Origin of the sequence: Frankia sp. R43 (assembly GCF_001306465.1) — a bacterium.
In the GTDB taxonomy this organism is placed as follows: Bacteria; Actinomycetota; Actinomycetes; order Frankiales; family Frankiaceae; genus Parafrankia; species Parafrankia irregularis.
Window position 1 is genome coordinate 551,022 of record NZ_LFCW01000002.1, and the last position, 26,351, is coordinate 577,372.

Consider the following 26,351-nt stretch of genomic DNA (forward strand, 5'->3'; position numbering starts at 1 on the left):
CGATGCCCGTCCTGGTGACCACCCGCGACGGCGGGACGAGCGGGCCGCCCTACACCGGGCTCAACCTCGGCGATCATGTAGGTGATGATCCGGAAGCCGTCGCGGCCAACCGGCGGCTGCTCGAGTCACGGGTCGGGCAGCCCGTCCGGTTCATGCGGCAGGTGCATGGTGCCCGTGTGAGCGTGGTGCGCGGCCCCGGGCCGCCACCGGAGGCGGACGCCATGGTCACGGATGTGCCCGGGGTGGCGCTCGCGGTACTGGTGGCCGACTGCGTGCCGGTGATGTTCGAATCCCCGGCCGCGGTCGGTGTCGCCCATGCCGGACGCCAGGGCATGGCCGCCGGGGTCCTGGCGGCCACGCTGGAGGCCTTTGACGGCCTCGGCGTCGACCGTGCCGAGCTCCGGGTCACCCTCGGGCCGGCGATCTGCGGGCGGTGCTACGAGGTTCCCGCGGCGATGCGGTCGGAGGTCGGGCGGGTTGTCCCCGGCAGCGCGGGGACCACCCGCGCCGGTACCCCGTCGCTCGACCTGCGGGCGGGTCTGCGGGGCCAGCTCGCCGCGGCGGGCGTCGGACCGGTGACCGTGTCGGATATGTGCAGTGCGGAGTCGAGCGAGCTCTTCTCGTACCGCCGCGACGGCCGGACCGGGCGCTTCGCGGGCCTGGCCTGGCTGTCGGATATCCGACCGGTGGGCATCCGGCCGGTCGGCACGTGAGCGTCGTGGATCCGCGGCGGGCGGAGGGGCTGCGGTCCCGCCTGACCGTCGTGCGGGGCAGGATCGTCATGGCGGCCCGCGCCGCCGGGCGTGATCCCGAGGACCTGACGCTGATCGCCGTCAGCAAGACCTGGCCGTTCGAGGATGTCGTGGCCCTGTGCTCTCTCGGTGTCCGGCACTTCGCCGAGAACCGCGAACAGGAGGCCGGGCCGAAGGTCGAGGCGGTGCGACGGGTCCTGGCCACGCTGCCGGCGCTTTCGGCGGCCCCCGGGCCGGGGAACGCAGGCGCCGGGAACAGGCCACCGACCGGGCGAATCACTCTGGCGGGCCCGCCCGACGGGGCATGGTTTCCATCACGTGCTGACGGCCTCGCGACCCTCGGCTCGGCCGTCCGTGTCGATGTGCCGGTCTGGCATTACGTCGGCCAGCTGCAACGGAACAAGGCGCGTTCCGTCGCCGGATGGGCACACTGCGTGCAGTCGGTGGACCGGGTGAGGCTCGCCGAAACCCTTTCCAGGGTGGCCACGGAAAGCGGCTCCACCATTGCCGTGTGTATCCAGGTGAGCCTCGATCGGGTGGGTGACGTGGCCGTCCCGTCGGTTGCGACGGTCGATAAGGCCTTTCCCACCAGGGAGAATTCCGCTGCGTCGCCGCCGGTGGCCGCGGAGCGCGGCGGTGCGCGGCCGGAGGACGTCCCGGCGCTCGCCGAGCTCGTCGCGCGCGCTCCAGGGCTCGTTCTGGCCGGCGTGATGGCTGTCGCGCCCCGCGGCGTGCCGCCACGCCCGGCGTTCGCGCGACTGCGGGTAGTGTCCGAACGGCTGCGTGGCGACTTTCCCGAAGCGACGATGGTGAGCGCCGGGATGTCAAGTGATCTTGAGGATGCGATCGCCGAGGGCGCGACACACCTACGGATCGGCACCGCTTTGTTCGGTGAACGGCACGGTGTCCCTTAGAGTCGCGCCCATGGGGCTCGGTCGCAGGGCGATGGTCTACCTCGGGCTCGCCGAGGAGGACGACGACTATCTCGACGACGACTACGACGACGACGATGGGCATGATGATGCCGTTCGAGGCGCCGTACGAGACGATCGGCGGACCACGGCCGACCCGGTTCCGATAGACCGGTCGGTCCGCCGGATCGAAGCACGGGAGGAATCAGTCGCCATGCCGCGACGTCCGCCAGTGGAGCACCTGCGACCGTCCGCGCCGACTCCGATGCGCCGTGTGGCGCCGGTCGAGGAGCCGCGGCCCTACCGGATCACGACGCTCCAGCCGCGCAGCTACAATGAGGCGCGTCAGATCGGTGAGGAGTTCCGCGATGGGACTCCCGTTATCATGAACCTCACCGAGATGGATGACGTCGACGCCAAGCGGCTGGTCGACTTCGCGGCGGGGCTGATCTTCGGGCTCCGCGGTGCGATCGAGAAGGTGACCAACAAGGTCTTCCTGCTCTCGCCGCACAACGTCGAGGTCACGGAGACGGACAAGCGACGCATCCGTGAGGGTGGTTTCTACAACCAGTCATAGCAAGGTCAAGACCGTCCGGTAAGGTCGTCAGAGGCTTCCCCACGTCACCTCAGGAGAGAGCACCATCAGCGCACTTGGATCGCTTCTCTTTTGGGTGCTGACGGCCTACCTGCTGCTCCTGATCGTGCGGTGGGTCCTGGACCTGGTACGTGCTCTCAGTCGTTCCTTCCGGCCGACCGGTCCCCTGGTCCTGGTCTTTGAGATCGTGTACACGGCGACGGACCCCCCGTTGCGTTTCATCCGGCGGTTCCTTCCGCCGTTGAGGGTGGGTAGCGTTGCACTTGACCTCGGCTTCCTGCTCCTCCTCGTGGTGATCATGGTTTTGAGGAGCTATGCGCAGGAGCTGTGACGAGGTCATGTGCACACCGCGACCGCAGGCAGGGCAGACTGCCCGCAGACCGCCCTCTCTTCGGGGAGCGGCGATGCCGCACGAGGAGGCGACGTGGCGCTGACACCGCAGGACGTTCAGAACAAGGTCTTCAGCCCGACGAGGTTCCGTACGGGCTATAACGAGGACGAGGTCGACACCTTCCTCGACGAGGTGGAAGCCGAACTGACGCGGCTGCTTGACGAGAGCAGCGACCTGCGCCGCCAGCTCGACGAAGCCCGTCGGTCCGGCGGAGGTGGCCCCGGCGTGCCGGCACACCTCATCGAGGAGAACCAGCAGCTGCGGCGTCAGCTCGAGGAGACCCGTCGGCATCTCGGCCAGGCCCAGGCGCAGGTGGCACAGGCGAGCCGCGAGCGTCAGGCGCCGGTGGGGCCGCCCGGTGGCCCGGTTGGCCCCGGTGGCCAGGCCGGTCCCGTCGGCGGCCAGCAGGCCGGCCCACCCGTCCCCGGCGGCCCGACGGCCGTCATGCCGGCTCTGGTCGGCGGCGGTGGCCAGCCCCCGGTCCGCCCCGGCGCCCCGGGAGCTCCCGGGCAGACCGACGCCGACATCGAGCAGCGGGTCGCGCGGACGCTGGTTCTCGCCCAGCGCACCGCCGACGAGGCGCTGCGCGAGGCGCGGGCGGAGTCCGAGCGGGCCCGGCGCGAGGCGCGAGCCGACGCGGACCGCATCATCGGCGAGGCGCGGGCGCACGTCGCCGAGCAGCTCGGTGGGCTCGAGGACGACAAGCGCCGGCTGGAAAGCCAGGTCGAGCAGCTGCGGGCCTTCGAGCGCGAGTACCGCACCCGGCTGCGGGCCTACCTGGAGATGCAGCTTCGCGATCTCGACGGTATGCCGACCCAGCCCGCCGTCGGCCCGGGTGGCCCGTCGCGCCCCGGCCTCAACCCCGGTCAGTCGGCACCGACGCCCGTCCCGGCGAACGTTGGCATGCAGAACACCGGCCCGGGGCAGCCCGCCCAGCACCTGGCCGCTCCGGCCTTCCAGACCGGCCCTCCGATCGGCGCGGGAGCTCTTGCCCGGGAGGCCAACGGCCACAACGGCCGCCCGGATCTGGATCCTGGTCGCCGGGAGGCGGCCGGAATGCAGGAGTTCTGAGCCGCCCGTGCTCTTCCCCATCGGCGCCTGGTCCGCAGCGAGCTGACCAGGCGCCGATGCTTTTGTGTGGTCTCTTCCTCGATGCCCAGCTCAGGATCGGTGCGGCATGGTGATGGTCAGCGGTGCTCTGGTAGCGGTTGCCGCGGTGCTCGCGGTCGTGGGTCTGTTCGGTGCCACAGCCTGGACCTACACATCGCTCGTCGTGCTCTGCGTCGGGGCGGCGTTGCTGCCCCTCGCGGTGGCCCGGCGGACCGCCGGGTGGCCCGGGGCTCGCTAGCCGCTGGGTCTGCCGCTGCTGCCGACCAGGAGTTGAGGTTCGTGGTCGTCGGGGAGGCTGTCGCGGATTGGCGCTGATCAAGATCGCCGGTCGGTGGGTGGGAGGCTTGCACTCCACGAACGCGGCCGGCCCTCGGAGCGCCCGGTAGCCCGGTAGCCCGATTTGGCGAGTCGCAAGAGTGAACGATTTTGGTCGGGCCTATACCCGTACGGCCACGTGCTGGCTACGCTGGCGGACCAACCAGACCGGTAGCCCGGCCTTCACCGGTAGCCCGGCCCCCGACGGGGCCGGGCCCGGAGTCCCGGGTTGGTCAGCTGGTTGCGGTCACAGACCGGGCGACCCGGCTCAGGGCGAAGGTCAGCCCGAGGTCGGCCGACGATCCCTGGTGCCACCCGGCCGCGGTCGGCAGCTCCTGATCCGGCGGTGTCTCCAGGAACACGGTGGCCAGGATCTCGTCCGCGACCGTCGCGCCGTGCTCGCGCAACGCCGTCTGGGTCTCCTCCCGGCCGGAGCTCCAGTGCAGCTCGATCCGGTCGGTGATCTCCAGCCCCGCGGCCCGGCGGGCGTCCTGCAGGACCCGCACCACGTCACGGGCCAGGCCAGCGCGGGCGAGCTCCGGGGTGACCGTCAGATCCAGTGCGACGGACAGACCCGACTCGCTGGTGACGGACCAGCCCTCCCGCGGCGTCTCGGTGATGATCAGCTCGTCGCCGCCGAGGTCGATGGCCTCACCGTCCACGGTCACCGTCAGCTGGCCGTCCACCGGCGCCCCGGCGGCGGCGACCGCCGCGGCCACCGCCTTGGTGCGACTGCCGAAGCGCCGCCCCAGTGCGCGGAAGTTGGGCTTCACGCTGATGTCGACCAGGTCCGAGGTCGCGGCCTCGACCGTGACGACGTTGAGCTCCTCGGAGATCTGGCCCCGCAGCTCGTCGGACACGTCCTCGAAGGCGGACGAGCCGACCACCGCGCGCGGCAGCGGCTGGCGGGTCCGCACCCCGCTCGCGGCGCGGGCCGAGCGGCCGAGCTCGACGATCCTGCGCACCAGGTCCATCTGGTCGGAAAGGCCCGGTTCGACCAGGTCGGCTGGCAGCTGTGGCCAGGCCGCGAGGTGGACCGAGTCCGGTGCCCCCGGCAGGATGCCCGAGAACAGGCGCGACCACAGCCAGTCCGTCAGGAACGGGGTGAACGGTGACATCACCCGGGTGAGTCCGTCGAGGCAGGTGTAGAGGGTGGCGAGCGCGTTCGGGTCACCGGCCCAGAACCGCCGCCGCGAGCGCCGGACATACCAGTTGGACAGGTCGTCGACGAAGCGCGCGATGCGCCGCCCGGCCCGCAGCGAGTCGAAGTGCTCCAGGGCCTGGTCCACCTCGGCGACCGTGTCCGCGAGCTCGGACAACGCCCACCGGTCCAGCACCGGGCGCCGGGCCGGAACGTCGGCCGCCGACCCGGCGGCGGCCTCGGCCGGATCGGCCGCCGTCGCCGCGGTGCCGGCCCCGTCCGCCGCCGTCGGACGCCAGTCGGCCGCGCCCGCGTAGAGGGCGAAGAACGACGCGGTGTTCCAGTAGGTGAGCAGGATCTTGCGGACGATGTCCTCGATGGCCTCGTGCCCGACCCGCCGGTCCGACCACGGTGAGCCACCGGCCAGCATCAGCCACCGGACGGCGTCCGCCCCGTGCTGCTCGAACAGGTCGAACGGGTCGAGGACGTTGCCCAGATGCTTGCTCATCTTGCGGCCGTCGGCGTCCAGCAGCAGGCCCAGGCACAGCACCGTCTCGTAGGACGACCGGTCGAACACCAGGGTGCCGATCGCCATCAGCGTGTAGAACCAGCCGCGGGTCTGGTCGATGGCCTCGCAGATGTACTGGGCCGGGTAGTGCTGGGCGAACTCCTCGGCGTTGCGGTGCGGCGCGCCCCACTGGGCGAACGGCATGGCGCCGCTGTCGTACCAGACGTCGATGACCTCGGGGACCCGCCGCGCGGTGGCGTCACAGCTGGGGCACGGCACCGTGACGTCGTCGACGAACGGGCGGTGCGGGTCGAGCCCGGAGTGGTCCTCCCCGGCGAGCGCGGACAGCTCACCGAGCGAGCCCACACAGGTCAGATGGGACGGATCCGCCTCGCACCGCCAGATCGGCAGCGGGGTGCCCCAGTACCGGTTGCGTGACAGCGCCCAGTCGACGTTGCCCCGCAGCCACTCCCCGTAGCGCCCGTCGCGGATCCGGCCGGGATGCCAGTCGGTCCGCGCGTTCTCGGCGAGCAGCCTGTCCCGCACCGCCGTCGTGCGGATGTACCAGGACGGCAGCGGGTAGTAGATCAGCGGGGTGTGGCAGCGCCAGCAGTGCGGGTAGCTGTGCGTGTAGGTCAGTGCCCGCCACATCAGGCCCCGGGCGGTGAGGTCGGCGGACAGCGGCGCGTCGGCGTCCTTGAAGAACAGGCCACCCACCAGCGGGACGTCGGGCAGGAACCGGCCGTCCGGCCCCACCGGGTTGACCACGCCCAGGCCGTTGGCGCGGCACACCGCGAGGTCCTCGGCGCCGAACGCGGGTGACTGGTGGACCAGCCCGGTGCCGTCCGTCGTCGTCACGTAGTCGGCGAGCACCACCGAGTGCGGACGGGCCGGCGGCGGTGAGCCGGCCGGCGCGGCGGCGACGACCTTCGCCGCCGCCTCCTCGAAACGTGCCAGCTCGACCAGCTCGAACGGCCGCGCGTAGCGGGTGCCGGCGAGCTCGGTGCCGGAGAAACGGTCCAGGATCTCGGCGTCCTCACCGACCGCGGCGGCCAGCAGCGGCTCGGCGACCACCAGGAGATCACCGCTCGCGGCCCGGGCGAGCACGTAGGTGACCTCCGGGTTGGCCGCCACCGCGGTGTTGGAGACCAGCGTCCACGGCGTCGTCGTCCACACCAGCAGGTGCGCGCCGCGCCCGGCCAGGTCCCGCGGGCCGTCCAGGATGGGGAAACGGACGTACACCGACGGGTCGGCGGTGTCGCTGTAGCCCTGGGAGACCTCGTGGTCGGACAGCGGCGTCTCGTCGCGGGGGCAGTACGGGGTGACCCGGTAGTCCTCGACCAGCAGCCCCTTGTCGAAGATCTGCTTCAGCGACCACCAGACGCTCTCGATGTACTCGGTGTCCATCGTGCGGTAGGCGGTGTCCAGGTCGACCCAGTAGCCCATCCGCTCGGTCATCGCGGAGAAGTCCGCGACGTGGCGCAGGACGGACTCGCGGCACTTCGCGTTGAACTCGGCGATGCCGTAGTCCTCGATGTCGCCCTTGCTGGTGAACCCGAGCTCCTTCTCCACCGCGAGCTCGACGGGCAGGCCGTGGCAGTCCCAGCCGGCGCGGCGGGGTACGTGGTAGCCCTTCATGGTCCGGTAGCGCGGGAACAGATCCTTGAACACCCGGGCTTCGACGTGATGGGCTCCGGGCCGGCCGTTGGCGGTCGGCGGGCCCTCGTAGAACCTCCACAGCGGGCGGTCCGCGCTGGCCTGCAGCGACCGGTGGAAGACCTTGGTGTCCTTCCAGCGCTCCAGCGTCTCGCGTTCGAACGCCGGCAGGTCGACCCGGGTGGGCAGGCTCCGGAACAGGGACGCCGACGCCTGCGCCGGCGTGGGTGCAGGCGGGGCGGACTCGGGCGTGTTGGCCGCGGGTACGTCGGGCGTAGCGGTCATGGTGGCGGTCTCCGTCGGCGGGTGGGGCTCTCCGGCGGAGGGACGACACCCCCCACGTCACTCCCCGCGGCGTCAGTCGCCCGCCGACAGGTGTGGTGGGGAGGTACCGCGGTACCACCCTCCTTGCACGCCCGGGCCGGGCTGCCCTGACGGACAGCGGCGGGCGGCCACTCTTTGTCTGCCGCGGTGGCCGGATCTACTGGGGGCGGCTGCCCTGTTCTCCCGGCGGCTCAGGGGTGATCTTCACGGCGCGCTGGCCACCGGGCTCGCACCGCCCCCGGCTCGCTGTGACTGCGCCCGCCGCTACTCGTCCCGTCGACGCCTTTCCGCGTCCCCCAGCGTAGCCGACGGCGCACAGGTCTCGACGCGGGCACGGCGGGTCGCTCGCGGGCGCCGCCCGGCGAGCGGATCGTCCCGGCGTGACCGGAGGGTGCGGGCGCACCCGTAGAGTGGTGGCTGTGGTGGGCGAGCCGGGAGCAGAGCTGAGTGCCGGTGGTGCCGTGCCGTCGGGTGCCGTGCCGTCGAGTCCTGTGCCGTCGGGTCCTGTGCCGTCGAATCCTGCGTCGTCGGGTGCCGCGCCGTCGGGCGCCGGGCCCGCGCCGGGCCGGCGTCTCACCCCACGGCCAGCAGTCATGATCGTCGCGGTGACCGCGGTCTGCCTGATCGCGCTGGATGTGGTGACCAAGATGCTCGCGGTCGCCAAGCTCTCCGGCCGCGGGCCGGTCGAGATCATCCCCGGCGCGCTCGACCTGCGCCTCACCCGGAACTCGGGGGCGGCGTTCAGCCTGGCCGGCGGCGCCACCGTGTTCCTCAGCCTGGTGGCGTTGGCCGTGGTCGTGGTCGTCGGCCTCACCGCCCGGCGGCTGGCCTCGACCGGGTGGGCGTTCGTCTTCGGGGCGATGGTCGGCGGTGCGGTGGGCAACCTGATCGACCGGATCTTCCGTGCGCCCGGCCCGCTGCGTGGCCATGTGGTCGACTTCGTCCACATCCATCACTGGCCGATCTTCAACCTGGCGGATTCGGCGATCGTGTGCGGCGGAGTGCTCGCGGTGGTGCTCTCGCTGCTGGGGATCGGGCTGGACGGCAGCCGGCTCACCGGCGACCAGCCGTCCGGGGCCAGGCCCGGCACTCCTGGTGCACCCGCCGCCTCCGGAGCCGCTGCGGTGTCTGCTGCCTCCGGTGCCGCTGCCGGGCCGCCAGCCGTTTCTGCCGGGCCGCCAGCCGTTTCTGCTGGGCCGCCGGCCGTGTCTGCTGGGGCGCCGGCTGTGTCCGGCCTCCCCGGCGGTGCTGCGGCGCCCTCGGGGACGGGTGCCGCGGCCGGGCAACCTCGACCGGATGATCCGCGCCAGCCGTCGGATCCGTCCAGGCCAGGTGGGCAATGAGCCTCTTTCCTCTGACGGTCCGCGACAGCTGGCGGGCAGGAGTCGAGGATTTCGGTCGCCAGAGCAGCCGAAATCCTCAACTCTTCGATTCGTGGCCGCGAGCGGCCGCCGTGGCTGGCGTTGCTCCCGAGCAGGAGTTGGGGATTTCGGTCGCCAGAACAGCCGAAATCCTCAACTCCTCTCGTCGCGGCCCCTGCGCGGCTACCGACCTGGAATCCCGGATGGGAACGGCCCGATGACGACGTCCTACACGGATCGGCGTTCGGTGCCGGTTCCGGACGGTCTGGACGGCATGCGGCTCGATGCCGCTCTCGCCCGCATGTTCGGGCTTTCCCGCACCGCGGCCGCGAGCGTCGTGGACGACGGGCAGGTGAGCGTCGACGGCCAGGTGCGGGGCCGCTCCGACCGGGTCGCCGGTGGTGCGTGGCTGGAGGTCGCGCTGCCCGCCCCGCCGCGTCCGGTGACGGTCGACGCCACCCCGGTCGAGGGGCTGGGCATCCTGCACGACGACGACGACATCGTGGTGGTCGACAAGCCCGTGGGCGTGGCGGCGCATCCGGCGCCCGGCTTCACCGGGCCGACGGTGATCGGCGCGCTGGCCGCGGCCGGCTACCGAATCTCCACCTCGGGTGCCGCCGAGCGGCAGGGCGTCGTGCACCGGCTCGATGTCGGCACCACCGGGATCATGGTCGTGGCGAAGAGCGAGCGGGCCTACACGCTGCTCAAACGGGCCTTCCGTGACCGCGAGGTGGAGAAGGTCTACCGGGCGGTCGTGCAGGGGCATCCGGACCCGCTGCGGGGCACGGTGGACGCGCCGATCGACCGGCACCCCCGGCGCCCCGGGCTTTTCGCGGTCGTGGCGGGCGGCAAGCCCAGTGTGACCCACTACGACACCGAGGAGGCGTTCCGCTCGGCCTCCCTGCTGTCGGTCCGGCTCGAGACCGGTCGCACGCACCAGATCCGGGTCCACCTGTCGGCGCTGCGCCATCCCTGCGTGGGGGATCTCGCCTATGGCGCGGATCCGACGCTGGCGCAGCGGCTCGGCCTGGAGCGGCAGTGGCTGCACGCCGCCAGCCTCGCCTTCGCCCATCCGTCCGACGGCTCCTGGGTGCGCTTCGTCAGCCCCGATCCCGACGACCTCGCCGAGGCCCTGAGACGGCTGAACGACCAGACCTGACCATGCCTGCCAGGAAACCGGTGTCTCCCCGTGCCCAGGGAGCTGCCCCACCGGACCCCGACGCCGCGGCGGGTGATGACGGTCCTGCGGGCGCCCCGGCGTCATCCTCCGGCCTGCTCGGCCTGCTCGACCGGGTGGACGACGCGGCGCTGCCGGCGATCGGGCGGGCGCTGAACTGGGCGCAGGCAGGTCTGGGCTCGGTCGGGGACCGCCAGTGGGCGGGGGCGAGGCGAGCGCGTGCCGCTGTGACCGCCAGGGTGGCCGTCGACGACGCGCCGGGGGCTGTGACCGGGGCCGAGCCGCGGGCAGCACGAGGCTGGGCGGCCGCGGGCGTGCTGGAGGCCGCCTTCCGGGTGCTCGTCCTCGGGCTGGTCGTGCTGATCGTGGTTGGGGCGGTCACCACCATGCTGCGCGGCTCCGATTCCGGCGGCGCCATGTCCGGCTCGAGTTCGGGCGCCGGCTCCGCTTCCGGGGCGGCGGGCTCCGCCGTCAGCCAGTCCGGAACCGCCGATGCCGCCGCCGACGACGACGGTGCCGCGGCCGGTCCGGTCGAACCCAGCATCGTGGTGGGCCCGGCTGCCGGTGACGCTGCCGGGGCCTATGCCGACAGGACACGGTCCGAGCTGGAGTCGCTGAGCGCGGCGGCGCCCGCCGCCGACCTCTACGCCGTCGTCAGCCTGACCGCCTACCAGACACCGGCCGAGCTGGTCCGGACGCTCGCGGACTACCGGGTGACCGAGGTGTTCTTCCGGGTACCCCCGGACGGTGCCGAGACGTCGGCGAACGTTCGTGACCCCGTCGCGGATGTCGAGTCGGCCTTCGACAGCGCCGCCGACGCCGCCGAAACCCTTGCGCGCGAGGACACGGATGCCGTAGCCGCCCAGCGGGCGCATCTGGAGGCGATGGCGTTGCGCGCCCGGTGCGGATGTCTGTACGCGGCCGTGGTGCGGGCCCCGGCGGAACGTCTGCTCGAGCTCACGCGTCGCGGGCCGGTGCGCACGGTGCATCCCGCGCCGCCGGGCAGCTCGCCGTCCGCCGTACGATTCGTCCCGTTGGACCCGGTCCGCTCCTGACCCGGCTCGCGATCCGGCCGACATTCACCTCGTTCGGGCCTGATCCGATCGTGTCGGTCGTTGCTTTCCGTCCTGTGCGCTGCGAGGTGCCCACCCGCACGTCGCCAGCGGCACGCCTGGGCGGGGCGGCTTGCCCGGTTGTCCCACGGGGGCGTCTTCCGCGTGCGGGGGGTGACAGGGCAGGATTGCTCGTGGTGCGCATCGGCGCGTGCCGGCGAGTCGCGGTCCGGCCGTCGACGACGACGACGGGGGTGGTGTGACATGAAGGGGGCGCTCGGGTGAGGCTGGCGAGGGGCACCCGGGAGGTCTTCGATGCGGAGAGCCTGCTGGAGGAATACGTAGGCCCGCGCCGACGAGGGCTTCGGTACGCCTATCCGTACTACGACGGCCTCGTCACCAACGGCGACCCCGACCTCCTGTGTACCGGAGATCTGCTGTCGCCCTGCCTGCTCGGTGTGAGCGTCGACGTCGACCGTATGCACACCCTGACCGCGCTCCTGCCGCTGCTGCAGCGCGCGCTGGACCGGCTTCCGCCGGGCATCGAGCTGATCGAGGCGGACGAGGTCACGCTCGACCTGGTGGCCGCCCTCTACGACCCGCTCGACGATCCCGACGTCGCCGACCGGGACGTCAAGGGCTCGCTGATCGCGAAGGTGCTGCACCGCAAGCGGCCGGCCCTGGTTCCGCTGTTCGACTCGAAGGTCAGGATCTTCTACCAGCACGAGGACTGCGTGCCCCCGTCGCCGCGGGACGGGCGGTCCTGGCGGCAGTACATGCAACTGCTCGTCCGTGCCATGCAGCACGACCTTCGGGAGAACGCCGACGAGTTCCGCCGGCTCGCGGGCCTCGTGCCGCCGGGTGGTCCGCCGGTGACGCCGCTGCGGATCCTCGACATCGTGGTCTGGATGAGCAGCGCCGTCTGACCGTGTCGTATTGCCCTGACTGTGTGGTTGTCTCTGCTGTCGGTACCGGCGCGCGGGCCGGGCGCGTGACGGGGTGTTCGAGGGTGTCGGGGCGTTCGGGTGTGCCGGCTGGCCCGGGTGTGACGTCGGTGGCATCGGCCCGCGGCGCCACCTCGGCGTGGCGGCTGCGAGAATGACAGCCGTGCTGAGCTACGCCGTGCGTGGCCTCACCCGGCGGCACGGTGCCGGGGAGTGCGCCGTTCTCGCCAACGACCGTATCGATCTCGACGTTCGACCGGCCGAGGTCTTCGGCGTGCTCGGTCCCAACGGGGCCGGAAAGACCACACTTGTCCGCCAGCTGATGGGCCTGCTTCGGCCCGACGCTGGCTCCATCACCATGTTCGGTCACGACATCGTCAACCGGCCCGCGGCCGCCGCTCGGATGGCGGCCTACCTCGGCCAGGACGATCTCGCCCTGGCCGACCTGCCGGTCGGGCTGGCCGTGGAGACGACCGCGCGGCTTCGCGGCCTGTCCCGCGCCGCCGCGCGCCGCGAGCGTGACGAGGTCATCGAGGAGCTCTCGCTGGGCGCGGTGGTGAGCCGGCCACTCGGGCGGCTTTCCGGTGGTCAGCGCCGGCTGGCCTGCGTGGCGGCCACGCTGGTCGGTGAGCGCCCCGTGCTGGTGCTCGACGAGCCGACCACGGGCCTGGATCCCTCCGCGCGCCGGTCCGTGTGGGCGGCGCTCGAGCGCCGGCGGGCCGAGCGTGGGACGACCGTCGTGCTGATCACGCACAACGTGCTGGAGGCCGAGACCGTCCTCGACCGGGTCGCCGTGCTGGAGGCCGGTCGCGTGATCGCCTGTGACTCCCCCGGCCGGCTCAAGGCGTCGGTGTCGGACGACGTCCGGCTCGACCTCGTCTGGCGGCACGACCCACCGGTGGATGATCCGACGGTCGCCCGGCTCGCCGCCACGGCGCGGGTCACCGGCCGGCGCTGGACGACGCGGCTCGCGCAGGCCGACGCGCGGGACGCCCTGGGCCAGCTCACCTCCGGGCCGGCGTTCGCGGCCCTGGACGATTTCAGTCTCGCGACTCCGTCGTTGGAGGACGTGTATCTCACTCTCGGCGGTACCTGCCGTGATCTGGAGCGGACATGACCTTGACGACGCCTCACACCGCGGCCGGCCCGGGGACACCCGCGCCGGCCGGCTCGGCTGGCTCACGCAAGCCCGCGGTGGCGGTTCCGGTGGGCTCGCTGAAGCTTCCGGTGGCCGAGGCGGCTGGTGCGACGAAGCTCCCGGCGGCCCCGGCGGCCGAGGCCGCTGCGGTGGCTGAGGCGGCGAAGGCCGCGGTGGCTGACACGGCGGTGCGGCCCATCGCGGACCTGGGCGACGGCGTGGCTGACGCGTCACCGGTGCCGCTCCCGCTGGGGACGGCCTTCCCGGCCGCCCTCGCGGCCGTGTACCGGGGCCAGCTGGCCCGTGCGCGGGTGGCGCGGGTGCCGTTGCTGTTCGTCGCCGCGTTCCAGTCGCTGGGCATCATGATCCTGTTGCGGGGCATCGTCGACGTCGGCGACGACTCGGCGGCGGCCTCGGTCGTGGCCGGCTCGACGGTGCTCGTCGTGGCCTTCGTGGCGCTCAACCTGCTGGCGCAGCGGTTCGGCGCGCTTCGCGCCGCCGGGGCGCTCGACTACTACCTGACACTGCCGATCTCCGGCGCCGCGGTCGTCCTCGGAACGGCCGCGTCCTACGCGACGTTCGCGGTACCGGGCACGATTGTGACGGTGTTCGTCGGCTCGGTACTGTATGGCCTGCCGATGGCGGGTCTGTGGCTGTTGCTTCCGGTCACGGTTCTGGCCGGGGCGAGCCTGGCCGGCATCGGTGCGGCGATCGGGTTGCTCGCGCCGAAGCCGGAGCTCGCGACGGTCGCGGGTCAGCTCGGCATGAGCGTGGTGCTGTTCCTGGGGGTCATTCCCGCCGACAGGCTGCCGGGTATCGGGCGTCTGGCGCGTGACCTGCTGCCGAGCAGCTACGCGGTCGACGCACTGGCCCAGGCGTTCGCGCCCTCGGTCGACTGGGTGGGAGTCTCGGCGGATCTCGGGGTCTGTGCCGCGGTCGCCGTGGCCGCGCTGCTGGTGGCCGCACACGCCCTGCGGCGCGTCACCCGCTCCTGACCTCGGGCCCGCCGCACGCTGGGCGTGGCTCCGGTCGCCGCGGGCCGGAGCGACCGGGCCCGGACCACCCGTGGTCCGGGCCGAGCGGCGGGAGGCGGGGCTGTCGCGGCGGCGGGTACGGTCGATGCCTGAGTCCGGCATCGACGGGGGTCGGCTCGCCCTGGATGAACCGGGTCACCCCGGAGGATCCGGGTCGAAGGGCCGGTGTGGCTGGCGAGGAGACGGACGGGTCGTGGCAGAGTTGCCGGGCGGCACCCGGGGCACCCGGGACATATCGGTGTGTTCCGCGCCGGATGGGCACCCGCGGGCCGAGGATGGGGCCGAGCCCGTTCCGGCTGACCCTGCGGCCTCCTCAGACCGGTCCGCCGGGACACCGGCCGAGCCGGCGGACACGGTGACGCCCATCGGGCCGGCGGTACCGGCGGAGCCAGCGGCGGCGGTGCCGGCGGAGCCAGCGGCGGCGGTGCCGGCGGAGCCAGCGGTGCACGAGGAGGCAGTGGTGTCCGCGGCGGATCTGGCCGAGGGCGAGGCCGCGGCCTGGGCGAGCACGTCGCCGCCGCAGAGCATGCGGGCCAGGCTGCTCGCCGGGGCCGTGTGTGCGCTCGCGATGGTCGTCGTGGGTCCGCTGCTGGGGTTGTTGTGGGCCGCCTGCGCCCCCCACCTCGACGTGGCGGCGGTGCTCGCCGGGGCGATGTCCGTCTTCTCGGTGCAGAGCACCGTCGACGCCTACTTCGCGATGATCTGCGCCGTGGCCGGAGTGATCGGCGGCCTCGTCACCTACTGGCGCGCGGCGGACGTGGGCTGGCCGGTCGCGGTCGGCCTCGGGGCCGGCGGCGTCGCCGGCTCACTGCTGGCGGGGGAGGTCGGGCGGCTGCGCCGCTCCGACGCCGCCCTCGACTCGCTCCCTCCCAACGCGACCGACCTCCTGCGTGACCTGGCGGACTTCCACGTGCGGGCCACCGGCCTCTACCTGGTGCTGCCCGGAGTCGCGCTGCTGGTGCTGGCGTTGGCGCTCTGGGCCGGCGGGACCACCTTCGGCTGGCCACGGCGCCGCCGCTGACGGAGCCGCCGCTGACGGCGCCGTGCTGACAGCGTCGCCGCAGGAGCGAGCCGGCGGGGCCGGAGCCGGATCGGGTCGGCGTGTGCGCGCCGGGTCAGTTGGAGCTCGGCGTGATCCGGTTCAGCTCGCTCGAGCCGACGGTCGTGATGCGTTCGAGCAGGCCGAGCTCGCGGCGCAGCAGGGCCCGTTCCCCGCGCAGCCTTGCGGCGGCGTCCGGCGCGGCGAGAAGTTCCTGCCGCTCGGCGATGTCGTTGGCGACCGCCGCCGCGACGAGGAAGGACAGCGCGATCGGGTCGGTCGGCAGCTCGGGCAGCTTGACCTCGACGGTGCCGCTGGCGGTGAGGCGCTCGGTGTACTCCCGCAGCAGCCGGGTCACCACCGCGGCGTTGCCGGCGGCGGCGGCCTCGTCGCCGACGACGTCGTCGAGGTACTCGACATCGCCGACCAGGTAGGGGTGGCTGCTCTCGTCGACGGAGTGGACCCGGAAACGGGAACCGCCCACGGTGACCATCGAGAACCGCCCGTCCGGGAGGGCCTCCACCCGGCGGACCAGCGCGGTGCAGCCGATCTCGTAGGTCTGCGGCACCGCCGGGCCGACCTCCCGGCCGCGCCGGATCGCCACCACGCCGAAGCGGCGCGGTTCGGTCTCGGGTATTTCGAGCAGTTCGCGGACCAGGACCCGGTAGCGTTCCTCGAAGATCTGCAGTGGCATCAACAGACCTGGCAGCAGGACAGTACCGAGCGGAAACAGCGGCAGTCGCTCACTCACCGTCGCCCGCACCCCCTCACGTCGCAGCATCACCGACCCGTGAGTGGGCCCGTATGTTCCCACCCTGTCCTGTACCGGCCGCCGCGTCCATCCACCGCGGCGGGCGTCACGCGCCGCGGTGGCGGCTGATCCCCGAGAGCGGCTGATCCCCGAGAAGAGGAGGACACCCGGTGAGTGCTCGAGGCCCCGCGCAGTCGGCGTGCGGCGAACCGGAACCGGAACCGGGGAACGGGGAACCGGCTGTGCCGGAGCCCGAGCCCGAGCCCGAGCCGGTGCCGGAGCCGGAGCCGGAGTCGTCTGGGCCGGGGGAGCCGGGGTGGGGGGCGCCGCGCGAGCTGTTGTTCGTGCTGGCCGAGGACGCCACGGCGGCGGGCACGGCTCTGGACGTCATCGGGCGGTGGGCGCAGGTGACCGCGCGCCTGCCGCCGCGCCTCGCGCTGGTGGTCGTGCCCGCCGGGCGGCTGGCGGACGCCGCCGCCGTTCCCGGTGTTCTGGGTGTCTTCGCCACGGACGTCCCGGTGGAGCTGGCCGCGACGCTGGACCCCCGGGAACGGCTCTTCGTCGACGGCTGGCTGGCCCGCGCCGTGGCGAAGCCGCCACGCCCCTTCGAGGGCCGGCCCTGGGACGAACCGACCTGACCCGTCCTCGAGCCCGCGCCAGCCGGCCCAGCGCCAGCCGGCCCGCGCCGGTCGGAGCCGGCGGTCCGGTCCGGCCGGGCCGCCGGCGTGGGGGTTCGCCCTGGAGTCAGAGCACCCGCTGCGGGGTCGACCAGACGGCGTCGGCACCGGATCGGGTCAGCAGGTACAGCCGGTTCGCGACCCGGGCCAGCACCTCCAGGTTCCCGGAGTAGTTGCTCTGGATGAGGGCGACCGAGTCCACATGGCCGAGTGACGCGCCGAAGGGCCGTGGCCCGCTCCAGGCCGGTGTCGCCCGGTTGTTGTCGCGGAAGAAGTGGATCAGTCCGGTTCCGGCGGCGGGCACCACCACCTCGAAGTTGCGGGCGCCGGGGTAGAGGCTCTGGATCAGCACCGGGTTGCCGGAGACCCCCTCGGCGAAGACGCCGTTCGTCCGCCAGACGGCGGACGAGTCACGGGTGAGGTGCACCAGCCGGGTGCCGACCAGCGCGACGGCCTCCAGCAGGCCGGCGCCGCCGCCGAGCGTGCCGTGGATCAGGCTGACCGCGTCGACCCGGCCGAGGTTCGCGGCGAACAGCTTCGGCGCGCTCCAGGGGTAGCCCGCGACGTCGTGGTTGCGCCACATGTGGATGATGCCGACGTCCGCCGCGGGTGCGAGCAGCTCGAAGTTGCCCCGGCCGCCCAGCCGGCTCTGGACCATCGACGGCACGCCGCCGACGTTCTGGGTGAGCTGGACGGGTGGGCGCCACTGGAACGCGCCGGTGCTGTCCCGCCAGAGGAAGAACAGGCGGCTGCCGACGCGGACGACGGTCTCCAGCGGCCCGGGGGTGGCCAGGGTGCTCTGCAGCATCGTGACGGCGTCGACCCGGCCGAGCGCCTGGGCGGTCTGCCAGGGGTCCCGCCAGGGGGTGTCGCGGGCGTCGTTCTCCCGCCAGACGTGGGTGAGCCCGGAGAACGCCGAGGGCACCACGACGTCGAAGTTGCCCCGCACGCCGAGCCCACGGGACTGGATGAGCACCGGGTTGCCGCTGACGCCGTGGCCCCAGCCGATGTGGGCGGGGGTGTACCGGCACAGGGCGAACGTGTTGGCCCGCATCAGGCAGTCGACGGGTGCGGGGGCGCAGGCGTCGCAGTTGCCGTTGGGGACGCCGTACCGGCCCCAGCTTCCGCCGCAGTCGCAGCCGGCGCCGGCGTATTCGTCGGGCGCGCCGAAGATGTGCCCGGTCTCGTGCGCGAAGACCCGGTCGATGTTGTCGGGGCCCCAGCCGTCGGCGTCGGCGGCGAGCACGAGGCGCGGCCCGCCGATCGACGCGTAGGCGAAATGGCCCAGCGGGTACTTCGTGACGAAGGCGCAGTACGCCCATTTCGTGCCGAGACGCCCGCGCAGCCCCTCGACGTAGTCGTAGACACCGTCGAAGGTCGGGGCGTAGCCGAGCCGGCTCATCGCCGGGTTGCGCCACACCGACTCCAGGTCGCTGGCGCCCGGGTCGGCCGGGGTGGACAGCTGGACCAGCTGGATGTCGTAGCTGAAGGTGAGCTCGGCGGCCGGATTCTGCGTCGCGTACCAGGACAGCCCGTTCTGGACCTCGGCGACGATCTTCGTGCGTTCCGCGGCGGACATCCGCAGTGCGGCGGTCGGGCCCTCGACGAGGATCAGGCCGACCGCGACCGAGCCCTCCAGATAGGAGCTGAGCCCGCTGGTTCCCGGTGCGCCGGCGGTGCTCTGGGCCGCGTCGGTGCCGTTCGCCGAGGGCGCGTTGAGCAGCGTCGGCATCAGGCGGGGGGTGACGGACGTCCCCGACCCGCGGGCCGGGGCGATGTCGGTGCAGGGGCGGGCCATGTCCCAGGGCGCGGCGTCGCGTGGGCGGGCCCGCTTGCGGCGGCGGTAGCCGTCGCTGGCGCGCAGGCGGAACGCCTCCACGCCGAGGGACTCCGTCCGGCTCAGGCCGCCGGGAAGGGCGAGGGTGGACACGATCGTCCCGTCGCCCGGGGCCGGCTGGGCGGTGGTGGTGCCGGTGGTGCCCGTGGTGTCGTCCTGTGCCGCGGCGACCGTCGTGTCTTGTGCCGGGCCGGCATGCGGCCGGCCGAGGACCCTGACCCGGCCGTAGCGGTGCACCGTCCGCTCGCCGTGCTGGGCGCCCGCGTTGCCGCCGGCGCCGGCCGGCGCGGTCGAGCGGCGGGTCCTGGCTCCCCAGACGGGCATGTCGTCGAGGGACGAGTCGTCCAGCAGCCCGCGGGCGGTCCCGCCTGCGCCCGTCGCGTCCAACTCCAGCGCACCGGCCGCACCGGTCGCGCTGGTCAGGCCGGTCGGGTCCGGCGAGTCCTCCTGGCCGCCACCGGCCGCTGGATCCCGCGGGCCGAGCAGGCCGCGCCGGGTATCCGCCCCAGGATCTGGATCATCGATGGTGATGAGGATCCGTTCGTCGGCCGGTACGTCCCCCGCCATGGGAAATCAGGTGTCCTCTCGTAGGGAATGCTTTGCGAGGTTGTATCGCGTTGAGCCGACGTTGTTGTCGGATTTCCGGTTTTCTGGCAGCAACCGACCCGGCGGTGGTCCGGGCTGCCCCGGGTTCACTGCTGCAGGCGCGGACCCGGGTTGAAGGTCGGCGGGGCCGGCGCCACCGGGGCGCCCTGCTGCCACGAGCTGCCGACGGCCAGCCGGTCCGGTGCGGCCATGGCGTCTGCGACCTTGCCCATCAGCGCCTCGACCAGGCGCACAGCCTGCGCCGTCGCCAGGTTCAGAACAATCTCCGAATCCCCGGCGATCTGGAAGCGCACCGATACGTCAGCCATGCTCCAACCCTTCTTTCCGGCGTGGTAACCCCGTGCGGACGTCCTACGCCAGGGGTGACGTTACGGGTCAGGCCAGGACGAACTGACGGCGCCCGGTCAGTTGACGGCGGATGGTCACCGGTCGACGCCCCCGAGCGGTCGTCCGGGTAAGGTCGCGGGGATGACCACCGTTGCTGCGACGGTCCGTGACTGCGTCTGGGCGCTCGAATCGTGCTATCCACCGGCCTGGGCCGAGGCGTGGGACGCGGTCGGGCTGGCGGTCGGCGACCTGGATGCCCCGGTCCACGACGTGCTGTTCGCGGTGGACCCCACGCCCGAGGTCGCCGCCGAGGCGGCCGCCAGGGCACAGCTGCTGGTGACCCACCATCCGCTGTTCCTGCGCGGCGCCCACAGCGTCGCCGAGTCGACGACCGGTGGCCGGGTCGTGGCGACGCTGGTGCGGGCCGGGGTGGCGCTGTTCACCGCGCACACGAACGCCGACGTCGCGGACCCGGGCGTCAGTGACGCCCTGGCGGCGGCGATCGGCCTGCGCGACGTCGGGCCGCTGGTGCCCAACGGGTCGCGCGCCGAGGGTGGGCGCGTGCGCACGCGGACCGATGCCGGCACCGAATGCCGCGGGCTCGGGCGGGTCGGTGTCCTGCCGGCAGCCGAGCCGCTCGCGCAGTTCTGCCAGCGGGTCGCGCAGGCGCTGCCGGTGACCGCCGGTGGGGTGCGGGCGACCGGCGCTCCCGACCGGGCCGTGCGCCGGATCGCCGTGTGCGGCGGCGCGGGTGGCGAGCTCGCCGCGGCGGCCGCGGCGGCCGGGGCGGACGTGCTGGTGACCGCGGACGGCCGCCATCACCACATCCTCGACGCGGTCGGGGCGCATCCCCTGGTCATCGTCGACGTCGCGCACTGGGCCAGCGAATGGCCGTGGCTCGCCGGTGCCGCCGACCGGCTGCGTGCCGGGCTGGCCGCGCGGGGACGTACCGTGAACACGGCGGTGTCCACACTTGTCACGGATCCGTGGCGGCTGCAGGTGTCGGCGACACCCCGGCTGGACCAGCCGGCCCAGCCGGAACGGCCCGAGCAGCGCGACCAGCAGGACCAGCCAGAACAGCCCGACCACGCAGATCATCTGCCCGCTCCGGTCCACGCGCCCGGTGCGCGTCCGGAAGAAGGGTTCCAGGCGAGGAGCTCATGAAGGCCGACCCAGCAACGCAGCTTCGCCTCCTCGACCTCCAGGCGCTGGACACCGCGCTTGACCGGCTCGCCGCCCGGCGCCGCGCCCTGCCGGAGCTCGCGACCATCGCCGAGCGGTCGGCGGCGTTGGACAGCGCCGACGCGGACATCGTCCGGGTACAGACGGAGATCGCGGATATCGGGCGCGCCCAGCGGAAGCTGGAGACCGAGATCGAGCTCGTCCGCACCCGCGCCGACCGCAACCGCACCCGGGTCGACTCCGGCCAGGTCGGCAACCCGCGGGAGCTGGAGAACCTGCAGGCGGAGCTGGCCTCGCTGGCCCGGCGCCAGGGCGTGCTCGAGGACGAGGCGCTCGAGCGCATGGAGGCGGTCGAGGCGCTCGAGGTGAAGCTGACCGACCAGGTCAGCGGGCGAGAGCGCCTCGCGGATGAGCGGCAGGCCGCCGAGGCGCGCCGCGACGAGCAGTTCGGTGAGATCGACACCGAGGCGGCGAAGCGGCGCGGTGAGCGCGACGCGCTCGCGCCGTCGCTGCCGGGCCCGCTGATCACCCTGTACGAGCGCATCCGCTCGTCGTCCGGGGGCGTCGGCGCGGCCGCGCTGGTGCGTCGGCGCTGCGAGGGGTGCCACCTGGAGCTGTCCGGCGGGGACCTGCGCGCGGTCGCCGCGGCCCCGGCCGACGAGGTGGTGCGCTGTGAGGAATGCCGCCGCATTCTGGTCCGAACGGCCGAATCGGGCCTCTAGGGCCGGATTCGTCCCCCGTCCGCTGTTCACGGCGTCGCACGGCCGGTAGAGTCTCCCCTCCCCCGTGGGGGCGGCCACCTCCTCCGCGGATCCGGACGAGCGAGGGGAGTGACGGCATGAGCGCTTCGCGCAGGCTGGTCATCGAGGCCGACGGAGGTTCCCGGGGCAATCCCGGGCCTGCCGGGTACGGCGCCCTCGTCCGGGACCCGGCGACCGGTGAGGTGCTCGCGGAGCGGGCCGCCGCGATCGGGACGGCCACCAACAACGTCGCCGAGTACGAGGGCCTGCTCGCGGGGCTGCGGGCCGCCGCCGACGTCGCCCCCGACGCCGACCTCGAGGTCCGGATGGACTCCAAGCTCGTCGTCGAGCAGATGAGCGGGCGCTGGAAGGTCAAGCACCCGTCGATGCGCCCGCTCGCCACCGAGGCGTCGGGGCTCGTCTCGCGGTTCCCGAGCGTCCGGTTCGTCTGGGTGCCCCGGGCCCGTAACGCCGACGCCGACCGGCTGGCCAACGAGGCGATGGACGCGGCTGCCGCGGGCCGCACCTGGGAACCCGCGATCCCGCAGTCGCCGGATCCGCTGCCGCACCAGGCGCCGACCACCAACCGCCTGTCCGGGTGGATGGCCCCGCCCGCGCCGCCGACCGTCACGGTCCTGCTCCGGCACGGCCAGACACCGCTGTCGGTGGAGAAGCGGTTCAGCGGCACGGTGGAGGCCTCGCTCACCGACACCGGGCTCCTGCAGGCAGCGGCGGCGGCCGACCGGCTGGGTGCCGAACCGTTCGATGCCGTCATCTGCTCGCCGCTCAAGCGGGCGCGCCAGACCGCCGACGCGCTCGCGCGCGACTACGTGATCGACGAGGATCTTCGCGAGACCGACTTCGGTGCCTGGGAGGGGCTGACGTTCGCCGAGGTCCGGGAGCGTTTCCCGGACGAGCTGAACGCCTGGCTGGCAGATCCGGCGGTGCCGCCGCCGGGTGGTGAGAGCCTGCTGGGCACCGTCGCGCGGGTCGCCGCGGCCCGGGACCGGATCATGGCGGAGTACGCCGGCGGCCGCGTCCTGGTGGTCTCACACGTGACCCCAATCAAGGGGCTCACCCAACTGGCGCTCGCCGCCGAACCGACCGTGCTCTACCGCCTGCACCTCGACCTGGTGTCGATCACCACGATCGACTGGTATTCCGACGGGCCTGCCGTTCTGCGCGGCTTCAACGACACCCACCACGTGGCCCGTCTCGTCGTCGAAGGCGAGTAGCAGCCTCAGGCGACCGGCTCCCCGCGTGGGGAGTCGGTTGACCTTTCGTAGTGCAAATGTGGGTGTGTGCGGAGCCAGTGGACACACCTGCCCGCACCAGCTGCGCAACAGTTGTGTCCCGCAGTGGCACACCCGGTGACGAGCCCTCCCGAGCGGACGCAGGATTCCGTGACATGTGCGGAGTGCGGGGTCCGTCGACGGCGCCACCTCGGAGGCGGTTGCCGTCCTCCGCTGTGCCACGCGGAGGACATCAACGATGGATGCCAGTTCCCGGCGCCGGCTGCTGGCCGCCGGCGCCCTGCTCCCGCTCGACCTGCTCGCCGCCGGCGAGCGCCTCGGCGTGGGTGGATGGCTGGGCGCGGGTGGGCGGCTCGATGCGGGCGACGGCGGCATGAGTCCGTCGTCGGATCTCCTCGGGCATCTGGACGGCCGCGTCGCGCAGATCACCGCCGACTACGAGCGGTCCCCGATCAGCGCGACCGCCGCCCAGCTGCGTCGTCACCTGCCCGTCGTCCGCTCGCTGCTGCTGCGTGACTCCATCCCGCCGCTGACCCGGCTGCGGCTGCACCACGTGACCGGGCGGCTCGGCGCGCTCTGGGCCACCACCCGCCATGACCTCGGCGACGTCGCCGGCGCCGCCGCCGCGTTCGACGAGTCCTACGCGCATGCCGCCCAGGCCGGCGACGCCACGCTGATGTGCTGGATCCGGCTGTGGCAGTCGTCCCTGGCCCGCAAGGCCGGGCGGCTGGCGGACGCGGCCGAGCTCGCCGCCGCCGGGGCCGCGCTCGTCGGCAGCGGCACGCCGGCGGCGGCGCGGGCGGCCGCCATCGAGGCCCGCGCCCACGGCGCCCTCGGTGACCGCTGGGCCGTGCACCAGGCGATCGGCCGGGCCTGGCACATCGCCGGTGTACTGAGCCCGGACCAGCACGGCGAGCCGGGATTCTCGATCGACACGCTGCATGTGCTGACACTGTCCGAGCTGTCCGCCGCCGCCTACGTCGAGCTGGGCATGCCGGGCGCGGCGAGCGTCTACACCGACGCGGCGATCCACCACCTGGACGCGGCCGGTGCCACCGGCCTGCGCTCGATGGTCCGCATCGCCGCCGCCACCGCCGCGGCCAAACGACGCGACCTGGACCAGGCGGTCGAGCTCGTCGACCAGGCCCTCACGATCTCCGGCGACCGGCCGAGCACCGTCATCGCCGGGCGGTCACGAAGGTTCGTCTCGGAGGCCCGCGGCTACGTCGGCTGGCACGCCGATCTCGACGACCTCGACGATCGCGTCCGCGCCTGGCACGCCCCGCGCCTGGCCCCCTGACCGCGCAGTGCGCGACCGCGCCCAACGGCGAGGAGCTCCGCCGGGCCCCAGGCGGCGCGACGTTCGCACGCCAGGTCGCGAACCGGGTCATCGACCACCGCGCCCGCCACGGCCTGTCCCAGCGGGACCTGGCGAGGCTGGTCGGCATCGCCCAGCCCGCGATCTCCCGCCTGGAACAGGCCGAACACCAGCCCTCACTCGAGACACTCGCGAAGCTGAGCCGCGCGGCCGGCCTCATCTTCCACCTGGAGGTCACCGACGGCGCGGTCGACGTCGTCGAGACCTGACCGGCCGGAGTCGATCCGTCTGTCCGGGGAGGCCTCACCCGTCGCTGGTGGGCGTGCCGACATCCGTCGCCGGTGCCATCCTCGGAGCGGACGTCAGGGGCGAGGGCAGGTGGGTCTCGGCGGCCTCCGACCCGTTGCACGCCGGTCGCTGGCCGCAGGCGGCAGTCGTGGCGTGGGTAAGCAGTTTTCCGGTGGAGTCGTAGGCGTACAAGGTCAGCGGCGTCTGGTTCAGGGTCTGGAACTCGGCGACATCCGGGGTCGTGACCTGGATGAGGGTGATGAAGGCGCCGGTAGAGGGCTCGAAGGGGACGATCACGGCGTCCCCGGTCGGGAGCGCTGCGACGAGTTGGGCGACGTCCGGGGCGACCCGGCCGACGGCCCACCGCCGCGCGTTCCACGCGCCCAGCTGGCCGGACCCGTCCTCACCGGAGCTGAACACCTCGACGGGGCTCGCCGGCGGCCCGCTCAGGTCGTGCTGGCCGGGTGACCACAGAACAGGGCCGTTCAGACCGGCGAAGTCGGGGGCAAGGTCGTCCTCCGCCCCGGTCTCGCTGTAGGCCCGGCACATCCCGCCACCACCGGCGTCCACGATCAGGACCTGCAGGCCCCACCGGCCGGCGACGGCGACCATCTGGCGCGGAGCGTCCGGCGGCAGCTGGGATTCGTACGGCGTGCCGCAGTGGGAGTCGACGATGCCCCGCTGGGCGGCGGTGAGGGCCAACAACCGCGGGGTGTCCACGTAATGCAGCTGGACCGGCGGCCCGCCTGCGGCGGCCGGTACCTCGGTGGGGGTGGCGGCCGGCGCGGCGGGTTGGACGGGCGGAGAAGTGCGGACCGGCGCCGAGGAACGGCCCGGCGGTGAGGTGCGGACCACGCCGGGGGACCCGTCCGCGGGCCGGATCGTCGCCCGGCCCTCCGGTGGGCCACTGGTGAGGACACCCACCCCGATCAGGACGGCCGCGAGGACCGCGGCGCCGGCCGGGACGGCGACGGTGAGGCGACGGCGCCGCCGGCGGGCGGCGGGCCCCGCGGCCACCGCGGTCGGCACCAGCCCGGCAGGCAGTCGGACGTCCAGCTGGTTGGCCGCCGTGTGCAGCCAGCCGGCGATGGCGTCGTCGGAACTGGGTGGCGAGGTCTCGTTCATGGAAGCTCCTCCCGCCCGATGACGGGGCGTGCGACCCGGGACGGGCTCGGCGGGCCGGCTGGGCCAGGGAGGCCAGCGGGATCGGCGGGGCCGGTGCCGAGGCCGGTGACCGCGGGATGGGCACGCAGTTTGGCGAGGCCTTTCGCGGCCTGGCTTTTCACCGTGCCCGTCGAGCAGCGCAGCAGCGTGGCGACCTCGGCCTCGGGCCGGTCCTCGCAATAGCGCAGCACGACGACGGCCCGTTGCCGCGGCGGCAGCGTGGCGAGCGCCGCGGCCAGCCCCACCCGGTCCTCCACGGCGGCGAGCTGCGACGACGGCTCGGCCCGCTCCGGCGGGACGTCGACGAGAACCTGGCGGACCCGCCGGCGGCGAAACCGACGGGCGTTCGCGTTGACCATCACCCGGCGGGCGTAGGCGTCGGGCCGGTCATGACCGCGGACCCGCGGCCAGACGACGAACATGCGCACCAGCGTCATCTGCGTCAGCTCCTCCGCCTCCCCGGCGTCGCCGGTCAGCAGAAAGGCGAACCGCAGCAGCCCGCCCGCCCGCGGCGCGAAATACGCCGTGAACCCGTCGCTGTCGCCCTCGTCTGTATGCAACCCGACCTCCCTGCCCTACAGAGGCCAGCAGACGACTCCCGGGTTGCCCGGCTTTCCGAACTTCCGGGCTCAGTGGGGCCGGATCGGGCGGGGCTCAGGTGACCGGGATGCTGCGGATTGCCAGCGGGTGGCCGCCGTGGTGGAAGTCGGCGATGGTGAGAGCGAAGCACGTGACGGCGGGGATGCGGTCATAGACGGCC

25 protein-coding genes are annotated in these 26,351 nt (G+C 73.3%); 19 read left to right on the forward strand and 6 right to left on the reverse strand.

Features of this window, described 5'->3' with window-relative positions; all coding sequences use genetic code 11:
• The first annotated feature begins 2 nt into the window (after positions 1–2).
• The 6 genes from pgeF (at position 3) to ACG83_RS45965 (ending at position 3,997) form a co-directional block, all read left to right on the forward strand.
• Entirely contained in the window at positions 3–713 is a 711-nt protein-coding gene (gene pgeF, locus ACG83_RS09795) for a peptidoglycan editing factor PgeF (RefSeq protein WP_054565827.1), read from the forward strand.
• The gene (locus tag ACG83_RS09800; RefSeq protein WP_054565828.1) at positions 710–1,666 is read left to right on the forward strand and encodes a YggS family pyridoxal phosphate enzyme; all 957 of its coding nucleotides are present in this window, start codon (positions 710–712) and stop codon (positions 1,664–1,666) included. Before pgeF ends, ACG83_RS09800 begins: the two co-directional genes overlap by 4 nt.
• A gap of 10 nt (positions 1,667–1,676) precedes the next feature.
• Positions 1,677–2,240, forward strand: coding sequence for a cell division protein SepF (locus ACG83_RS09805; protein WP_054565829.1), 564 nt, complete (start codon positions 1,677–1,679; stop codon positions 2,238–2,240).
• A 94-nt stretch (positions 2,241–2,334) separates the two neighbouring features.
• A complete protein-coding gene (locus ACG83_RS09810; RefSeq protein WP_054565830.1) occupies positions 2,335–2,589 on the forward strand; it encodes a YggT family protein in 255 nt (84 codons plus the stop codon).
• Between the two features lie 93 nt (positions 2,590–2,682).
• Complete coding sequence (locus ACG83_RS09815) at positions 2,683–3,720, forward strand: DivIVA domain-containing protein (RefSeq protein WP_054565831.1); 1,038 nt, start codon at positions 2,683–2,685, stop codon at positions 3,718–3,720.
• A gap of 106 nt (positions 3,721–3,826) precedes the next feature.
• Positions 3,827–3,997: a hypothetical protein gene (locus ACG83_RS45965; protein ID WP_165615827.1), complete on the forward strand. Its 171-nt coding sequence runs from the start codon at positions 3,827–3,829 to the stop codon at positions 3,995–3,997.
• Between the two features lie 310 nt (positions 3,998–4,307).
• Here the strand turns inward: ACG83_RS45965 and ileS are convergent, their stop codons facing one another.
• Positions 4,308–7,664, reverse strand: a complete 3,357-nt coding sequence (gene ileS / locus ACG83_RS09820) for an isoleucine--tRNA ligase (RefSeq protein ID WP_054565832.1) — start codon at positions 7,662–7,664, stop codon at positions 4,308–4,310.
• A 632-nt stretch (positions 7,665–8,296) separates the two neighbouring features.
• On the opposite strand from ileS, the gene lspA reads away from it, so the two are divergent.
• The 7 genes from lspA to ACG83_RS45970 all read left to right on the forward strand — a co-directional run bounded on the left by lspA (position 8,297) and on the right by ACG83_RS45970 (position 15,430).
• Positions 8,297–9,046 (forward strand): signal peptidase II, encoded by a 750-nt coding sequence (gene lspA / locus ACG83_RS09825; protein WP_054565833.1) that lies wholly within the window; start codon positions 8,297–8,299, stop codon positions 9,044–9,046.
• 235 nt (positions 9,047–9,281) lie between these two features.
• Positions 9,282–10,223, forward strand: coding sequence for an RluA family pseudouridine synthase (locus tag ACG83_RS09830; protein ID WP_054565834.1), 942 nt, complete (start codon positions 9,282–9,284; stop codon positions 10,221–10,223).
• A gap of 20 nt (positions 10,224–10,243) precedes the next feature.
• A complete protein-coding gene (locus tag ACG83_RS09835) occupies positions 10,244–11,296 on the forward strand; it encodes a hypothetical protein (protein ID WP_054565835.1) in 1,053 nt (350 codons plus the stop codon).
• Between the two features lie 278 nt (positions 11,297–11,574).
• Positions 11,575–12,219: a DUF6308 family protein gene (locus ACG83_RS09840; RefSeq protein WP_006544916.1), complete on the forward strand. Its 645-nt coding sequence runs from the start codon at positions 11,575–11,577 to the stop codon at positions 12,217–12,219.
• Positions 12,220–12,391: 172 nt separating this feature from the next.
• Positions 12,392–13,354, forward strand: a complete 963-nt coding sequence (locus ACG83_RS09845) for an ABC transporter ATP-binding protein (protein WP_054566537.1) — start codon at positions 12,392–12,394, stop codon at positions 13,352–13,354.
• Entirely contained in the window at positions 13,351–14,370 is a 1,020-nt protein-coding gene (locus ACG83_RS09850; protein WP_054565836.1) for an ABC transporter permease, read from the forward strand. Before ACG83_RS09845 ends, ACG83_RS09850 begins: the two co-directional genes overlap by 4 nt.
• 481 nt (positions 14,371–14,851) lie before the next feature.
• Positions 14,852–15,430, forward strand: coding sequence for a hypothetical protein (locus ACG83_RS45970; RefSeq protein ID WP_235497816.1), 579 nt, complete (start codon positions 14,852–14,854; stop codon positions 15,428–15,430).
• Between the two features lie 94 nt (positions 15,431–15,524).
• Here ACG83_RS45970 and ACG83_RS09860 read toward each other — a convergent pair whose 3' ends face one another.
• Positions 15,525–16,199, reverse strand: coding sequence for an LON peptidase substrate-binding domain-containing protein (locus ACG83_RS09860; RefSeq protein ID WP_054566538.1), 675 nt, complete (start codon positions 16,197–16,199; stop codon positions 15,525–15,527).
• A 242-nt stretch (positions 16,200–16,441) separates the two neighbouring features.
• Here ACG83_RS09860 and ACG83_RS09865 point away from each other — a divergent pair, with 242 nt between their 5' ends.
• Positions 16,442–16,837, forward strand: coding sequence for a hypothetical protein (locus ACG83_RS09865; protein ID WP_235497817.1), 396 nt, complete (start codon positions 16,442–16,444; stop codon positions 16,835–16,837).
• A gap of 106 nt (positions 16,838–16,943) precedes the next feature.
• Here ACG83_RS09865 and ACG83_RS09870 read toward each other — a convergent pair whose 3' ends face one another.
• Positions 16,944–19,280 (reverse strand): hypothetical protein, encoded by a 2,337-nt coding sequence (locus ACG83_RS09870; protein WP_054565838.1) that lies wholly within the window; start codon positions 19,278–19,280, stop codon positions 16,944–16,946.
• Between the two features lie 125 nt (positions 19,281–19,405).
• On the reverse strand, positions 19,406–19,627 hold the full coding sequence (locus ACG83_RS09875; RefSeq protein WP_006545650.1) for a hypothetical protein: 222 nt from the start codon (positions 19,625–19,627) through the stop codon (positions 19,406–19,408).
• Between the two features lie 160 nt (positions 19,628–19,787).
• Here ACG83_RS09875 and ACG83_RS09880 point away from each other — a divergent pair, with 160 nt between their 5' ends.
• The 5 genes from ACG83_RS09880 to ACG83_RS47890 all read left to right on the forward strand — a co-directional run bounded on the left by ACG83_RS09880 (position 19,788) and on the right by ACG83_RS47890 (position 24,408).
• A complete protein-coding gene (locus ACG83_RS09880; protein WP_083473124.1) occupies positions 19,788–20,810 on the forward strand; it encodes a Nif3-like dinuclear metal center hexameric protein in 1,023 nt (340 codons plus the stop codon).
• Entirely contained in the window at positions 20,807–21,550 is a 744-nt protein-coding gene (locus ACG83_RS09885; protein ID WP_054565839.1) for a zinc ribbon domain-containing protein, read from the forward strand. Before ACG83_RS09880 ends, ACG83_RS09885 begins: the two co-directional genes overlap by 4 nt.
• 116 nt (positions 21,551–21,666) lie before the next feature.
• The gene (locus tag ACG83_RS09890; protein ID WP_054565840.1) at positions 21,667–22,803 is read left to right on the forward strand and encodes a bifunctional RNase H/acid phosphatase; all 1,137 of its coding nucleotides are present in this window, start codon (positions 21,667–21,669) and stop codon (positions 22,801–22,803) included.
• A 256-nt stretch (positions 22,804–23,059) separates the two neighbouring features.
• Entirely contained in the window at positions 23,060–24,121 is a 1,062-nt protein-coding gene (locus ACG83_RS09895; protein WP_054565841.1) for a hypothetical protein, read from the forward strand.
• Positions 24,122–24,210: 89 nt separating this feature from the next.
• Positions 24,211–24,408, forward strand: coding sequence for a helix-turn-helix transcriptional regulator (locus ACG83_RS47890; protein WP_369812879.1), 198 nt, complete (start codon positions 24,211–24,213; stop codon positions 24,406–24,408).
• A gap of 34 nt (positions 24,409–24,442) precedes the next feature.
• Here ACG83_RS47890 and ACG83_RS45260 read toward each other — a convergent pair whose 3' ends face one another.
• Positions 24,443–25,552: a hypothetical protein gene (locus tag ACG83_RS45260; protein ID WP_054565842.1), complete on the reverse strand. Its 1,110-nt coding sequence runs from the start codon at positions 25,550–25,552 to the stop codon at positions 24,443–24,445.
• A complete protein-coding gene (locus ACG83_RS09905; protein ID WP_054565843.1) occupies positions 25,549–26,151 on the reverse strand; it encodes a SigE family RNA polymerase sigma factor in 603 nt (200 codons plus the stop codon). The genes ACG83_RS45260 and ACG83_RS09905 overlap by 4 nt, the downstream gene beginning before the upstream one ends.
• Between the last annotated feature and the right edge of the window lie 200 nt (positions 26,152–26,351).